Here is a 14696-nt window from a genome sequence, read left to right as displayed (position 1 = left end):
AATTAAGTCCTCTCCGTCTTGCTCAACCACATTTCATCCATTGAGCCGCCCCGAATCTGCATCGGATAGACGTGCTCGCTGCCATCAACGGTGACATCCACAAACACCAGTCGCCCTTTTGCCAGCGTATCCAGCGCCAGCTGCAGCTTCTCTTCCAGCTCGGCCGGATGCTGGATAGCGATGCCGACATGGCCATACGCCTCAGCCAGGCGGACAAAATCGGGCAGCGACTCCATATAGGATTGTGAATGGCGTCCGGAATAGATCATATCCTGCCACTGTTTCACCATGCCGAGGAAACGGTTGTTCAGATTGAGCACCAGCACAGGCAGATCGTACTGCAGCGCTGTCGATAGCTCCTGAATGTTCATCTGGATGCTGCCATCGCCGGTGACACAGATTACCGTCTCTTCCGGCAGCGCCATCTTCACGCCCAGCGCAGCCGGCAGGCCAAAGCCCATGGTGCCAAGGCCACCGGAGTTGATCCAGCGACGCGGCTTGTCAAACGGGTAATAGAGTGCAGCAAACATCTGGTGCTGTCCGACATCAGAGGTCACGTAAGCCTCGCCGCCCGTCAGACGCGCGATTGTCTCTATCACCGCCTGCGGTTTGATCTTATCGCTGCTGCGATCGAACTCCAGACACTTACGGCTGCGCCAGGTTTCAATGTTCTGCCACCAGTCGCGCAGGCTGTCGTGCTGCTGCTGCGTGTCGCTCTGCGCCAGCAGCTCCAGCATCTGCACCAGCGTCTGTTTTGCATCGCCAACGATCGGAATATCTGCGCTGACCGTCTTTGAAATAGACGTCGGATCAACATCAATGTGCATGATGGTGGCATTCGGGCAATATTTTGCCAGATTGTTGGTGGTGCGATCGTCAAAGCGGACGCCGATGCCGAAGATCAAATCGGCGTTGTGCATCGTCATGTTGGCTTCATACGTGCCGTGCATGCCCAGCATGCCGACGCACTGACGGTGCGTGCCAGGAAACGCACCCAGCCCCATCAGCGAGGTGGTTACCGGGATGTTAAGCTGCTCAGCCAGCTGGCGCAGTTCCGCTTCGCATCCTGACGTGATCGCCCCGCCACCGGCATAGATTACCGGTTTATGCGCAGCCAGCAGCGTCTGCAGTGCGCGCTTGATCTGACCTTTATGGCCCTGCAGGGTCGGATTATAAGAGCGCATGCTGACGCTTTCCGGCCAGGCATACGGCAGCTTGTTCGCCGGATTAAGGATATCTTTAGGCAGATCGATCACGACCGGGCCAGGGCGTCCGCTGGCCGCCAGCCAGAACGCTTTTTTCAGTACAGTGGGGATCTCTTCCGTGCTTTTTACCAGAAAGCTGTGTTTGACCACCGGCCGGGAGATACCGACCATGTCACACTCCTGAAACGCATCATAGCCAATCAGCGATGAGGGCACCTGGCCTGACAGGATGACCAGCGGAATCGAATCCATATAGGCGGTTGCGATACCGGTGATGGCATTCGTCGCCCCCGGTCCAGACGTCACCAGCACCACGCCAACTTCGCCGGTTGCCCGTGCCAGACCATCTGCCATATGCACTGCGCCCTGTTCGTGACGCACCAGTACATGGTCAATTCCACCGACCGTCTGCAGCGCATCATAGATATCGAGCACTGCTCCGCCCGGATAACCGAATACCTGTTTTACGCCCTGATCGATCAACGAACGGACGACCATTTCGGCTCCTGACAACATCTCCATTTTCTGCCTCCAGGCGTCAGAAACAGCCGCGACGGGCAGCGCTGTCCAGCGCACGGTGTCGCATCTGTTCCCTTATCGCCAATTAAGATCAAAATCTTATGTTTATGCTCAGAAGAAGGAATTCATTTCCGCCTTCCAGATATCGGGAATCTACCTGAATGAATTCTTTTGAGAGTAGGACGATTACCATAACCGCAGAGCCTGCGGGCTGCAAACTGCCAGGGCCTGCGACATGCGTTCTCTGACACGCAAGCCTCTGACGTGTCGGGTCAGGGTGCGATGAATAAACTAATCGGCAGGCATAAATTCAGAGGAATATGCTGGTCTGAAGATTATTTTCAGCGAGTTGTAAGAAATATATTTTTGTTATCGCCTGTTGCATCAGCCCACAATGTTTTTAACTTCTTTCTTTGCCGTGTGATTAACGTCAAAAATTGCCAGAGGCATTATATTATTCTGCCTTGCAGCCTGAGATTTGTATTTTCATCTGCCGTATATATTAAAATAGATCAATAAAATCATAAAGTTAATCAATATAATCGATTTACGATAGCGTACATTACATCTGCCCCTGCGATGCAGCACGCTATTTTTTTCGCGATCCTCCACAGGCGTCAATATTTCCAGCAGATCGCGCTTTTGGCGTAAGAAAAATAGCCGCTGGTTCAGGGTTGACATCACATCGCCAATCCAGTACCAATATGTACAGCACACATTTTATGGGGTCTGATTCATGTTTCGTTCTTTCCGCCTACTCGGTCTACTACTAAACGCATCCAGTTTGCGCGGTAGACTCGTGGGCGAAATCAACAACTGATTCCAACCCGCTGAAAGTTAAAAACCCGCGCCACTGCGCGGGTTTTTTTATGCTCGTTGCACCGGCGAAGTTAATGCAAAAGGAAGATAACCATGAGCCAGCAAGTTATTATTTTCGATACCACTCTGCGCGACGGCGAACAGGCGTTACAGGCCAGCCTGAGTGTTAAAGAAAAATTGCAGATCGCCCTGGCGCTGGAAAGAATGGGCGTGGACGTAATGGAAGTGGGTTTCCCGGTCTCTTCACCCGGTGACTTTGAATCGGTACAGACCATTGCCCGTACGATTAAAAACAGCCGCGTCTGCGGGCTGGCGCGCTGTGTCGAGAAAGATATTGATGCCGCTTACGAATCACTGCGCGTCGCCGATGCGTTCCGTATTCACACCTTTATCGCTACCTCACCGATGCATATTGCAACCAAGCTGCGCAGCACGCTGCCGGAAGTGATTGAGCGCGCGGTGCACATGGTAAAACGCGCACGTAACTACACCGATGATGTGGAGTTCTCCTGTGAAGATGGCGGGCGCACGCCGATTGACGATCTCTGCCGCATGGTTGAAGCCGCCATCAGCGCCGGTGCTACCACCATTAATATTCCCGATACCGTTGGCTATACCCTGCCTGGCGAATACGCCAATATTATCGGGCAGCTGGTTAACCGCGTGCCTAACATCGACAAAGCGATTCTGTCAGTGCACACCCATGATGATTTAGGGATGGCAACCGGCAACGCTATTGCTGCGGTACTGGCGGGCGCGCGTCAGGTTGAAGGCACGCTGAATGGTCTGGGCGAGCGCGCCGGTAACTGCGCGCTGGAAGAGGTGATCATGGCGATCAAAACCCGCCAGCAGATCATGAACGTTCACACCGCTATCAACCACCAGGAGATCTACCGCACCAGCCAGATTGTCAGCCAGATCTGCAACATGCCAATTCCGGCGAACAAAGCGGTGGTCGGCTCAAATGCGTTTGCGCACTCCTCCGGCATTCATCAGGATGGCGTGCTGAAAAACCGTGAAAACTACGAAATTCTGACGCCTGAATCGATCGGCCTGCACAAAATTCAGCTGAACCTCACCTCCCGCTCCGGACGCGCGGCGGTAAAACATCGTATGGAAGAGATGGGCTATAAAGAGGCTGACTACAACCTCGACGCGCTGTATGACGCCTTCCTGAAGCTGGCCGATAAGAAAGGTCAGGTGTTTGACTACGATCTGGAAGCGCTCGCCTTTATCAACAAACAGCATGAAGAGCCGGAATTTTTCCAGCTCAACGAATTCAACGTGCAGACCGGCTCCAGCGTCACGGCAACCGCTTCAGTCCAGCTCGGCTATGGTGAAGAGACCAAAGCGGATGCGGCCACCGGCAACGGTCCGGTTGACGCGGTCTATCAGGCGATCAACCGCATTACCGGCTTTGACGCCGAGCTGGTGAACTACAAGCTGACGGCGAAAGGTCACGGCGAAAATGCCCTGGGCCAGGTGGATATCGTAGTGAACTACAACGGACGCAAGTTCCACGGCGTAGGTCTCGCTACCGATATCGTTGAATCCTCTGCCAAAGCGATGATCAACGCACTAAACAACATCTGGCGAGCCCGACAGGTCGAAAAAGAACTGCAGCGTAAATTTAAAGAACAGAAGGAAACGGTGTAACTATGACTCACTCATATCATATTGCGGTCATGCCTGGCGACGGAATCGGCCCGGAAGTGATGGCGCAGGCGATGAAAGTGCTCGACGCGGTTCGCACCCGCTTTGGCATGCGTATCACCACCAGCGAATATGATGTTGGCGGTATCGCCATCGATCGTCACGGTGAACCACTGCCGCCTGCGACCGTAGCCGGGGCTGAGCAGGCAGACGCGATTCTGTTTGGCTCCGTTGGCGGCCCGAAGTGGGAGCATCTGCCGCCGGCTGGCCAGCCGGAGCGCGGGGCGCTGCTGCCGCTGCGCAAGCATTTCAGACTGTTCAGCAATCTGCGCCCTGCCGCGCTCTATAAAGGTCTTGAAGCATTTTGCCCGCTGCGCAGCGATATCGCGGCGCGCGGTTTTGATATTCTCTGCGTACGTGAGCTCACCGGCGGCATCTACTTTGGCCAGCCAAAAGGACGCGAAGGCAGCGGTGCACACGAGCGGGCGTTTGATACCGAGGTTTACCACCGCTTTGAGATTGAGCGCATTGCACGTAACGCCTTTGAAGCCGCACGCAAGCGCCGGGGTCATGTCACCTCCATCGACAAAGCTAACGTGCTGCAGAGTTCGGTGATGTGGCGCGAAATCGTGAATGAAGTGGCAAAAGCGTATCCTGACGTGCAGCTGGCGCATATGTATATCGACAATGCCACCATGCAGCTGATCAAAGATCCGTCGCAGTTTGATGTCCTGCTCTGCTCCAACCTGTTTGGCGACATTCTCTCTGATGAGTGCGCCATGATCACCGGGTCGATGGGCATGCTGCCGTCAGCCAGCCTGAACGAAGAGGGTTTTGGCCTGTTTGAACCCGCTGGCGGCTCTGCGCCGGATATCGCCGGACAAAATATCGCTAACCCGATTGCCCAGATCCTGTCGCTGTCGATGCTGCTGCGCTTCAGCCTGAACGCCGCCGACGCGGCGAATGCTATCGAACAGGCGGTCAGCCAGGCGCTGGAAGCGGGCCATCGCACCCGCGATCTGGCGGGCGACGGCCCTGCTGTCAGTACGGATGAAATGGGTAGCCTCATCGCGGGCTTCATTGCCGGAGAAAAATAAAAATGAAAAGCTTATACCAGAAGTTATTTGACGCACATGTCGTTCACGAAGCGCCCGATGAAACGCCGCTGCTCTATATTGACCGTCACCTGATCCACGAAGTGACCTCCCCGCAGGCGTTCGACGGCCTGCGCGCGCACGGCCGTAAAGTGCGTCAGCCGGAAAAAACCTTTGCCACCATGGATCACAACGTTTCAACCCAGACGAAAGATATCAATGCGTCGGGTGAAATGGCGCGGATTCAGATGCAGGAACTGATGAAGAACTGCGATGAGTTCGGCATTCAGCTCTACGACCTGAACCATCCCTTCCAGGGCATCGTACACGTGATCGGGCCGGAACAGGGCATGACCCTGCCAGGTATGACCATCGTCTGCGGCGACTCACATACCGCCACGCACGGCGCCTTTGGTTCACTGGCGTTTGGTATCGGCACTTCGGAAGTTGAGCATGTGTTTGCCACTCAGACGCTGAAGCAGGGTCGGGCGAAAACCATGAAAATCAATGTGTCGGGCGCCGCTGCGCCGGGCATTACGGCGAAAGATATCGTGCTGGCGATCATCGGTAAAACCGGCAGCGCCGGCGGCACTGGCTATGTGGTGGAGTTCTGCGGCCCGGCGATTGAAGCGCTGAGCATGGAAGGCCGCATGACGCTGTGCAATATGGCGATTGAGATGGGCGCGAAAGCGGGTCTGGTGGCGCCGGATGACACCACGTTCGCCTACCTGAAAGATAAGCAGTTTGCGCCGAAAGGCGACGACTGGGAGCAGGCCGTGGCCTACTGGCGCACGCTGAAGTCAGATCCGGACGCAGCGTTTGACAGCGTGGTGACGCTGAACGCCGCCGATATTGCCCCGCAGGTCACCTGGGGCACCAATCCGGGTCAGGTGATGGCGGTGGATCAGGCGATACCCGATCCCGCCTCGTTTGCCGATCCGGTTGAGCGCGCCTCCGCTGAAAAAGCGCTGGCTTACATGAACCTGCAACCGGGCGTGAAGCTGACCGACGTGGCTATCGATAAAGTCTTTATTGGCTCCTGCACTAACTCACGCATTGAGGATCTGCGCGCTGCCGCGGCGGTTGCCAAAGGGCGTAAAGTGGCACCCGGCGTGGTCGCGATGGTCGTGCCGGGTTCCGGTCCGGTTAAAGCGCAGGCGGAAGCGGAAGGTCTGGATAAAATCTTTCTTGAGGCGGGCTTTGAGTGGCGTCTGCCGGGCTGCTCTATGTGCCTCGCCATGAACAACGATCGCCTGAATCCGGGCGAGCGCTGCGCCTCGACCAGCAACCGCAACTTTGAAGGCCGTCAGGGCCGTGGCGGCCGTACGCACCTGGTCAGCCCGGCGATGGCTGCCGCCGCAGCGGTCTCCGGCCGTTTTGCCGATATTCGTGAACTGACTCAGGGAGCTTAAGCGATGGCGACTAAATTTACGCAGCACACCGGTATTGTCGCGCCACTGGATGCGGCCAACGTGGATACCGATGCCATTATTCCAAAGCAGTTTCTGCAGAAGGTCACCCGCACCGGCTTCGGTGCCCACCTGTTTCACGACTGGCGTTTTGACGATGATGCCGGCACACAGCCTACCGCCAGCTTTGTGCTTAACAAGCCTGAGTTTGCCGGTGCCAGCATTCTGCTGGCGCGCGAGAACTTCGGCTGCGGCTCCTCCCGTGAGCACGCCCCCTGGGCGCTGACCGACTTCGGTTTCCATGTCGTCATTGCGCCAAGCTTTGCCGATATCTTTTACGGCAACAGCTTTAACAATCAGCTGCTGCCGGTGCGACTGAGCGAAGAGGATGTTGACGCACTGTTCCGGCTGGTTGACGCCAGTCCGGACATGCGCTTTACGGTGGATCTGGAAGCACAGACGGTCACGGCAGGCGATAAGATCTATACGTTTGAGATCGACAGCTTCCGCCGCCACTGTATGATTAACGGTCTGGACAGTATCGGCCTGACGCTGCAGCATGAAGAGTCGATCGCGCGCTACGAGCAGCAGCAGCCCGCTTTCCTGCGATAATGATTAAACGCCGCTGCGTCAGGTAGCGGCACGCTTTACGCGCCGGCGATCTCCGTCGCCGGCTTCACATCGCGCACGCGCGCGACCAGCAGCAGCGCCAGCACGGACATGCCCAGCGCCACCTGATAAACCGATTCATGCCCGAAGCGCTCGCTCAGGATCCCCTGCAGCAGCCCGGCCACGATCAGCCCGGTGGAGATGGAGGTGGTAAACAGCGTTGTTGCCGCGCCCGCCCGGCCGGGCATCAGATCCTGAAACCAGAGCATGCCAATACCGGCGATAATGCCGATAAAAGCGGCGTTAAACAGCTGCAGCAGCATCAGCGCAGTTTTTGAGGTAAACAGCACCAGCCCGAGATAAAAGAGAATTGCTGCCACGCCCGCCACCAGCATCAGCGCACGCTTGCCGACGCGCTTCGCGTAAAAGCCCGCCAGCAGCATAATCGGGATCTCCAGGCCGGCGGCCGTTCCCATCAGCAGGCCCGCCAGCTTTTCCGGCAGCCCCAGCGTGTTGCTCATGTAGAGCGGCATATCAATAAAGTACATGGTGTTGCACGCCCACATGATTACTGAGGCGATAAACAGCAGCATCACCTGCGCATCTTTCCACGGGCTGACCTGCAGCAGCAGCTGCTCCGGCGTCGCCACCACGCGCGGTACCGACGGCAGGCCGCGCCAGATCAGCAACATACTCAGTAAAAACATGCCCGCCACCACGGCAAACAGCGTGACGAAACCGAAATTGAGCGCCAGCGCAAATGAGAGCGGCGGACCGATGACCCACGCCAGCGACAGCTGCGCCCGCATCACCGAACTGAACATCACCACTTCACGCGCTGATGCGTCCGCGTACTCCCGCGCCAGCGCAAATATCTGCGGCATTGAGACGCTGGCCAGCGCGGAGAGCAGCACGCCCAGGCTTATCAGCGTGGCGTAGTGACGGTTAAACGCAAACAGCAGCGCGTTCAGAATGGCCATCAGGCAGCAAAAGAGGATCAGGTGGCGCCGGTCGCCGCGCGTGTCGGAGCGCTTTGCTACCAGCATACTGATCACAATGCCGCCGAGTGCGTTAATGGTGAAAAAGAGCCCGACCCAGAAGGGGCGTACCTGCACCTCGCGGGTCAGAAACAGGCTGAGGGTCGGTGCCTGCAGCGCACCCGCAACGCCCGCCATAAAAGTGACAACCATAAAAGCGAGATAGACCGGATCGGGGCGGCGCTGCCGCGTTAACAGCGACTTCATGCAGAAATCCCTTTGGAAAAAACAGAAAAGAGTAGCGAAAGAGCGTAGACGATTTCACACCGCTATGAAAAAAGCCAGCAGAGAAAAATCTGCTGGCGGTGTAATTGCACCCTACTCAGAAAAATGTGCCACACGGGCGACACAGCTGGTTGAGCGCCACCCGGATCGGGTGCCTCCCGCTCTTCCATTGAGTGGCAGTATGCCTCTATTATAGGGCAATAAATACTGAGCGAAATCGCCACGGAGTTCCCCTTTTATGTCTTCGGCCCGTCTGCAGCAGCAATTTATTCGTCTCTGGCAGCAGTGTGAAGGTCAGGATCGGGCGACAACGCTTGATGCACTGGCCAGCAGTCTGCACTGTTCGCGGCGCCATATGCGCAACCTGCTTCAGGCGATGCAGCGTGAAGGCTGGCTGACCTGGCAGGCTGAGGCGGGACGCGGAAAGCGTTCGCAGCTGCGCTTCCGCTGTACCGGTCTGGCGCTGCAGCAGCAGCGTGCAGAAGCGCTGCTGGAGCAGGACGGTATTGACCAGCTGGTTCAGCTGGTTGGCGACAAAGCGCAGGTGCGGCAGATGATTGCCGCCCACCTGGGCCGCAGCGTGCGTCAGGGAAAACATATTCTGCGCGTGCTTTACTACCGTCCGCTGCAGAACCTGCTGCCCGCCTCGCCGCTGCGCCGCTCGGAAACGCATCTGGCCCGCCAGATCTTCAGCGGCCTGACGCGCATAAATGAGGAAAACGGGGAAATTGAACCCGATATTGCTCATCACTGGCAGCAACTCTCCGCGCAGCAGTGGCGCTTTTATCTGCGTCCGGCCATCCGCTTTCATCACGGGCGCGAGCTGGAGATGGCAGATATTCTTGATTCGCTGCAGCGCAGCGCCGCTCTGCCGCTGTTTGCGCATATCTCGCAGCTGCACTCGCCGGCGCCCTGGACGCTGGATATCACTCTGACCCAGCCTGACAGCTGGCTGCCATGGCTGCTGGGCAGCGTCAGCGCCATGATCCTGCCGCGCGAATGGCCGTCCCTGCCCGACTTTGCCCGTCAGCCTGCCGGCTGCGGCCCTTACAGCGTGGTACGCAATCAGCAGACGCAGCTGAAAATTGCCGCGTTTGATGACTACTTTGGTTACCGGGCGCTGATTGACGAAGTCTCAATCTGGGTGCTGCCGGAAGTCAGTGACGAGCTGGTCTACTCTGGCGTAAAACTGCAGGGCAGCGAGGCGGATGAGATAGCGGAAGAGAGCCGTCTGGAGGAGGGCTGCTACTTCCTGCTGTTTGACCAGCGCTCCGCCTGGGGACGCCATGCCCGGTTCCGCCGCTGGGTCAGCGATCTGCTTAATCCGATTACCCTGCTGCATCATGCCGATCCCGGCTATCAGCGTTACTGGTTTCCTGCCTGGGGCCTGCTGCCGCGCTGGCACCATCGCCGCGATCTGCGGGCGGCGGACAAGCCGGAAGGTCTGACCCGGCTGACGTTAAGCTGGTACAGCGACCACGTCGAGCATGAAGGCATCGCCAGCGCGCTGCGTCCCCTGCTGGCGCAGCAGGGGGTGGAACTGATCACCCGGGTGGTGAGCTACGAAGCGTGGTTTGCCGGCGCCGGAGAGAGCGATATCTGGCTCGGCAGCGTTAACTTCACCCTGCCGCTGGAGTATGCGCTGTTTGCGCAGCTCTATGAGCTGCCGCTGATGCAGCACTGCATTCCGCTGGCGTGGCATGAGGATGCTGCGCGCTGGCGTGAGAAACGCCTGCCGCTGGCTGAGTGGGCGCGCCAGCTGGTAGATCAGGACTGGCTGCATCCGCTGTTTCACCACTGGCTGCTGCTGGAAGGCCAGCGCAGCATGCGCGGCGTACGGCTGAATACGCTGGGCTGGTTCGATTTTAAATCTGCCTGGTTTGCGCCGCCGGCGTTATGACGCTTTCACGCCGTGGCGGAAATGTCTACACTAAGCCGTTCTCAACGGGGTGTCTGCGTCGTCAGGCTGAGAGAAACCCGTCGAACCTGATCCGGTTAATACCGGCGTAGGGATTTGAGATGTGCCAGCCTCAGATCCTTTGCGACTCACTCATATCCTCTCCTTAAGGAGCGCAAAGTGTTAAAGAACGTTCTGCCTGTCCTGCTGCTGTTGTCCGCACCGGTATTCGCCGCCAGACCGCTACTGACCGTCTATACCTATGATTCGTTCGCTGCTGAATGGGGCCCTGGGCCGGCGGTAAAGAAAGCGTTTGAAGCGGAGTGCGGCTGCGAGCTGCGCTACGTGGCGCTGGAGGATGGCGTCTCGCTGCTCAACCGTCTGCGCATGGAAGGGAAAAACAGTAAAGCGGACGTTGTGCTGGGACTGGATAACAACCTCCTGCAGGCGGCGGAGAAAACCGGCCTGTTTGCTAAAAGTCAGGTCGATACCGCGGCGCTGCAGCTGCCTGAGCGCTGGCAGAACGACACCTTTGTTCCTTTCGATTACGGCTACTTCGCCTTTGTGTATGACAAAAACCGCCTGAAGAATCCGCCCGCAAGCCTGCAGGAGCTGGTTGAAAGCCCGGAGAAATGGCGCGTTATCTATGAAGATCCGCGTACCAGTACGCCAGGCCTCGGCCTGCTGCTCTGGATGCAAAAAGTGTTTGGCGATCGCAGCGACGCGGCGTGGCAGAAGCTGGCGGCGAAAACCGTTACCGTCACTAAAGGATGGAGTGAAGCGTACGGCCTGTTTCTCAAGGGCGAAGGCGATCTGGTGCTGAGCTATACCACGTCGCCCGCTTACCACATTATTGAAGAGAAGAAAGAGAACTACGCTGCTGCCACCTTCAGTGAGGGGCACTACCTGCAGGTCGAAGTCGCCGCCCGGCTGGCCGGCAGTAAACAGCCAGCGCTGGCACAGCGTTTTATGCAGTTTATCGTCAGCCCCGCTTTCCAGCAGACGATCCCCACCGGCAACTGGATGTACCCGGTGATCAAAAGCGATTTGCCGGCTGGCTATCGGGCGCTGAACGTGCCGCAAAAAGCGCTGCAGTTTTCACCGGCAGAAGTGGCTGACCAGCGCGCCGCGTGGATCAGCGCCTGGCAGCGGGCTGTCAGCCGCTGATGCCCGGCTGGCTGATACCCGGCGCGCTGAGCGCGCTGCTGCTGTGCGCCGTGGCGCTGCTCGCTCTGGGGGCGCTGCTGACGGCGGCCCCGCTGCCGGACATGCGCAGCCTGCTCAGTGACAGCTATCTGCACCACGTGCTGGCGTTCTCATTTGAGCAGGCGCTGCTCTCGGCACTCTGCTCCGTGCTGCCGGCCGTGCTGCTGGCGCGCGCGCTCTATCGCCGCTGCTTTCCTGGCCGCGCGCTGCTGCTGCGTTTATGTGCGATGACGCTGGTGCTGCCGGTGCTGGTGGCGGTATTTGGCCTGCTGAGCGTCTACGGCCGCAGCGGCTGGCTGGCACAGCTCTGCACGCTGCTGGGTATTCCCTACCACTTCTCTCCCTATGGCCTGCAGGGTATTTTGCTGGCGCACGTCTTTTTTAACCTGCCGCTGGCCACGCGCATGCTGCTGCAGGCGCTGGAGAGCATTCCGCCGGAGCAGCGTCAGCTGGCGGCTCAGCTTGGGCTGCGCGGCTGGAATCTGTTCCGGCTGCTGGAGTGGCCCTGGCTGCGTCGCCAGATCCTGCCGACCGCGGCGCTGATCTTTATGCTCTGCTTTGCCAGCTTCGCCACGGTGCTGGCGCTGGGCGGCGGGCCACAAGCGACCACGCTGGAGCTGGCGATCTACCAGGCGCTGAGCTTTGATTACGATCCCGGCCGCGCCGCGCTGCTGGCACTGCTGCAGCTCAGCTGTTGTCTGCTGCTGGTGCTGCTCAGTCAGCGCTTCAGTAAAGCGATCCCTGCCGGCAGTCAGACGCTGCAGGGCTGGCGCGATCCGCAGGATAGCGGGTTTGCACGCGTCAGCGACACGCTGCTGATTGCTCTCGCGCTGCTGCTGCTGCTGCCTCCGCTGGCAGCGGTGGTGGTCGATGGCGTGCGCGGCGGTGTGGCCGGCGCACTGCAGCAGCCGGCGCTCTGGCAGGCCACGCTGACCTCGCTGCGCATCGCCCTTGGCGCGGGCGCACTCTGTGTGATCCTGACAATGATGCTGCTGTGGAGCAGCCGCGAGCTGCGTCAGCGCCAGCATCGGGCGAGCGCACAGGCGCTGGAGCTGAGCGGCATGCTGATTCTGGCGATGCCGGGCATCGTGCTGGCCAGCGGCTTTTTCCTGCTGTTTACCGCTACCTCCGGGCTGCCGGCGCGTGCCGACGGGCTGGTGATCTTTACCAATGCGCTGATCGCCATTCCCTACGCCATGAAAGTGCTGGAAAACCCGATGCGCGATATCGCCGCACGCTATGCGCCGCTCTGCGCCTCGCTCGGTCTCTCCGGCCTCAATCGCCTGAAGCTGATTGAGCTGCGGCTGCTGAAGCGTCCGCTGGCGCAGGCGCTCGCCTTTGCCTGCGTACTCTCGATTGGCGACTTTGGCGCAGTGGCGCTATTTGGCAACGCCGATTTCCGCACCCTGCCCTGGTATCTTTATCAGCAGATCGGCGCCTATCGCGGTGCCGACGGTGCCGCGACCGCCCTGCTGCTGCTGCTGCTCTGCCTGTTACTTTTTACTCTGATGGAAAAACTGCCGGGACGCCATGCTGACACTCACTGATCTTACTTACCTTTATCAGCATCTGCCGATGCGTTTCAGCTTCAGCGCTCAGGCGGGTGAACGGCTGGCGATACTTGGCCCGAGCGGCGCCGGTAAAAGCACGCTGCTGAGCCTGATCGGCGGCTTTCTGCCGGTCAGCCACGGCACGCTGCTGATTAATGGCCGCGATCACACCCGCAGCGTACCGGCGTTGCGTCCGGTCTCGATGCTGTTTCAGGAGAACAATCTCTTTCCGCACCTTTCGGTACAGCAGAATCTGGCCCTGGGTCTGCATCCGGGCCTGAAGCTCACGCGCGACCAGCAGCAGCAGCTGAGGGAGATTGCACACCAGACCGGACTGCATGATTTACTGACGCGCTTGCCTGGCGAGCTCTCCGGCGGCCAGCGGCAGCGGGTGGCGCTGGCGCGCTGCCTGCTGCGCAACCAGCCGGTACTGCTGCTGGATGAGCCTTTTTCGGCGCTCGACCCGGCGCTGCGCCGCGAAATGCTGCAGCTGGTGCGTACGGTGTGTGACGCACGCAATATCACGCTGCTGATGGTGTCGCACAGTCTGGAGGATGCGCAGCAGATTGCCGCACGCAGTCTGGTGATTGCTGATGGCCGGATCGAGTGGGATGGTGAGACGGCGGCGCTGCTTCGGGGTGAGAGCAGCAGCGCCGCGCGCCTGGGTATTACGCCAGCTTAAGCGAAGAAGACTTTCCAGAGCAGCTGCAGGAAAACAGGCATCATCGGATGAAACAGCAGCGCGATAAACGCGGCGCTGCCCGCTACGGCCATCAGCGGCGCCAGCCAGCGCAGGCGCGCTTTCGGCAGGTAGCGGGTTGCCCAGTCGCGTGTTTTGTCACTGCGCCACCAGCGCCAGAGCAGCCATCCGCCCAGCCAGAGCAGAATCGTTACCAGCAGCAGCAGCCATTTAAAGCTGTCGCCCTGCGCCTGCGGCACATCAATGGCCACACCGGCGAGGATCCCCGGCAGCAGATAGGCGGGCGGCCACAAAATACAGCCGATGATATTGGGCGGCAGAAACTTCCGCACCGGCAGCTCAAGCATGCCTGCCGCCAGCGGGATCAGCGGGCGTGTCGGGCCGACAAAGCGCCCCACCAGCACGGTAAACATGCTGTGCTGATGCAGCGCATGCTCGGTCTTATCCAGCAGGCTTTGATACTTTTTCAGATACTTCCAGCGGTGCAGCGGCCCCTGAAACTTCCAGCCGATACCGTAGGAGATCCAGTCGCCCAGCAGGCAGCCAATCAGCCCCGCCGCCCACGCCGGATAGAGGCCAATCTGACCGCTGCCCACCAGCGCCCCCAGGCTGGCCATCAGCACGGTGCCCGGCAGCAGCAGACCCACAAACGCCAGTGATTCAAGAAAGGTCACCAGAGCGACGGCGAACAGCGCGTACTCCAGCGATTGCGTAAACAGGTGTTGAATCCAGGCTTCCATAGCTATCCTCTGCGGAATATGAAGGCTGGATTG

12 protein-coding genes and 1 riboswitch are annotated in these 14696 nt (G+C 59.0%); of the genes, 9 read left to right on the top strand and 3 right to left on the bottom strand.

The features are described 5' to 3' along the window. Positions 1 to 2 precede the first annotated feature (2 nt). On the bottom strand, positions 3 to 1727 hold the full coding sequence (ilvI, locus tag LAC65_RS02525) for an acetolactate synthase 3 large subunit (protein ID WP_039382556.1): 1725 nt from the start codon (positions 1725 to 1727) through the stop codon (positions 3 to 5). 733 nt (positions 1728 to 2460) lie between these two features. Between ilvI and leuL the strand changes: the two genes are divergently transcribed. The 5 genes from leuL (at position 2461) to leuD (ending at position 7311) form a co-directional block, all read left to right on the top strand. Further along, the gene (gene leuL / locus LAC65_RS18255; RefSeq protein ID WP_108569992.1) at positions 2461 to 2544 is read left to right on the top strand and encodes a leu operon leader peptide; all 84 of its coding nucleotides are present in this window, start codon (positions 2461 to 2463) and stop codon (positions 2542 to 2544) included. Between the two features lie 92 nt (positions 2545 to 2636). Beyond that, on the top strand, positions 2637 to 4199 hold the full coding sequence (gene leuA / locus LAC65_RS02515) for a 2-isopropylmalate synthase (RefSeq protein WP_039382552.1): 1563 nt from the start codon (positions 2637 to 2639) through the stop codon (positions 4197 to 4199). 2 nt (positions 4200 to 4201) lie between these two features. Then, on the top strand, positions 4202 to 5293 hold the full coding sequence (gene leuB / locus LAC65_RS02510) for a 3-isopropylmalate dehydrogenase (RefSeq protein WP_039382550.1): 1092 nt from the start codon (positions 4202 to 4204) through the stop codon (positions 5291 to 5293). A 2-nt stretch (positions 5294 to 5295) separates the two neighbouring features. Then, positions 5296 to 6702 carry a 3-isopropylmalate dehydratase large subunit gene (leuC, locus tag LAC65_RS02505; protein ID WP_039382549.1) on the top strand — a complete coding sequence of 469 codons (1407 nt, stop codon included), beginning with the start codon at positions 5296 to 5298 and terminating at the stop codon, positions 6700 to 6702. A 3-nt stretch (positions 6703 to 6705) separates the two neighbouring features. After that, complete coding sequence (gene leuD, locus LAC65_RS02500) at positions 6706 to 7311, top strand: 3-isopropylmalate dehydratase small subunit (protein ID WP_039382547.1); 606 nt, start codon at positions 6706 to 6708, stop codon at positions 7309 to 7311. 35 nt (positions 7312 to 7346) lie between these two features. Here leuD and LAC65_RS02495 read toward each other — a convergent pair whose 3' ends face one another. Continuing rightward, the gene (locus LAC65_RS02495) at positions 7347 to 8552 is read right to left on the bottom strand and encodes an MFS transporter (RefSeq protein WP_039382545.1); all 1206 of its coding nucleotides are present in this window, start codon (positions 8550 to 8552) and stop codon (positions 7347 to 7349) included. Between the two features lie 256 nt (positions 8553 to 8808). Here LAC65_RS02495 and sgrR point away from each other — a divergent pair, with 256 nt between their 5' ends. From sgrR to thiQ, 4 genes are all read left to right on the top strand, one after another. Further along, positions 8809 to 10470 (top strand): HTH-type transcriptional regulator SgrR, encoded by a 1662-nt coding sequence (sgrR, locus tag LAC65_RS02490; RefSeq protein WP_039382543.1) that lies wholly within the window; start codon positions 8809 to 8811, stop codon positions 10468 to 10470. A gap of 35 nt (positions 10471 to 10505) precedes the next feature. After that, positions 10506 to 10601: riboswitch (TPP riboswitch) on the top strand. Between the two features lie 46 nt (positions 10602 to 10647). Further along, on the top strand, positions 10648 to 11634 hold the full coding sequence (thiB, locus tag LAC65_RS02485) for a thiamine ABC transporter substrate binding subunit (protein ID WP_039382540.1): 987 nt from the start codon (positions 10648 to 10650) through the stop codon (positions 11632 to 11634). After that, entirely contained in the window at positions 11610 to 13220 is a 1611-nt protein-coding gene (gene thiP / locus LAC65_RS02480; RefSeq protein ID WP_071882925.1) for a thiamine/thiamine pyrophosphate ABC transporter permease ThiP, read from the top strand. Before thiB ends, thiP begins: the two co-directional genes overlap by 25 nt. Further along, complete coding sequence (gene thiQ, locus LAC65_RS02475) at positions 13204 to 13905, top strand: thiamine ABC transporter ATP-binding protein ThiQ (protein ID WP_039382537.1); 702 nt, start codon at positions 13204 to 13206, stop codon at positions 13903 to 13905. The genes thiP and thiQ overlap by 17 nt, the downstream gene beginning before the upstream one ends. Here thiQ and LAC65_RS02470 read toward each other — a convergent pair. Continuing rightward, entirely contained in the window at positions 13902 to 14663 is a 762-nt protein-coding gene (locus LAC65_RS02470) for a DedA family protein (protein ID WP_039382534.1), read from the bottom strand. The two genes, thiQ and LAC65_RS02470, sit on opposite strands and share 4 nt — an antisense overlap. Between the last annotated feature and the right edge of the window lie 33 nt (positions 14664 to 14696).

This window comes from Pantoea eucrina (genome assembly GCF_020079945.1).
In the GTDB taxonomy this organism is placed as follows: Bacteria; Pseudomonadota; Gammaproteobacteria; order Enterobacterales; family Enterobacteriaceae; genus Pantoea; species Pantoea eucrina.
This window is presented reverse-complemented; position numbering and strand designations above follow the sequence as displayed.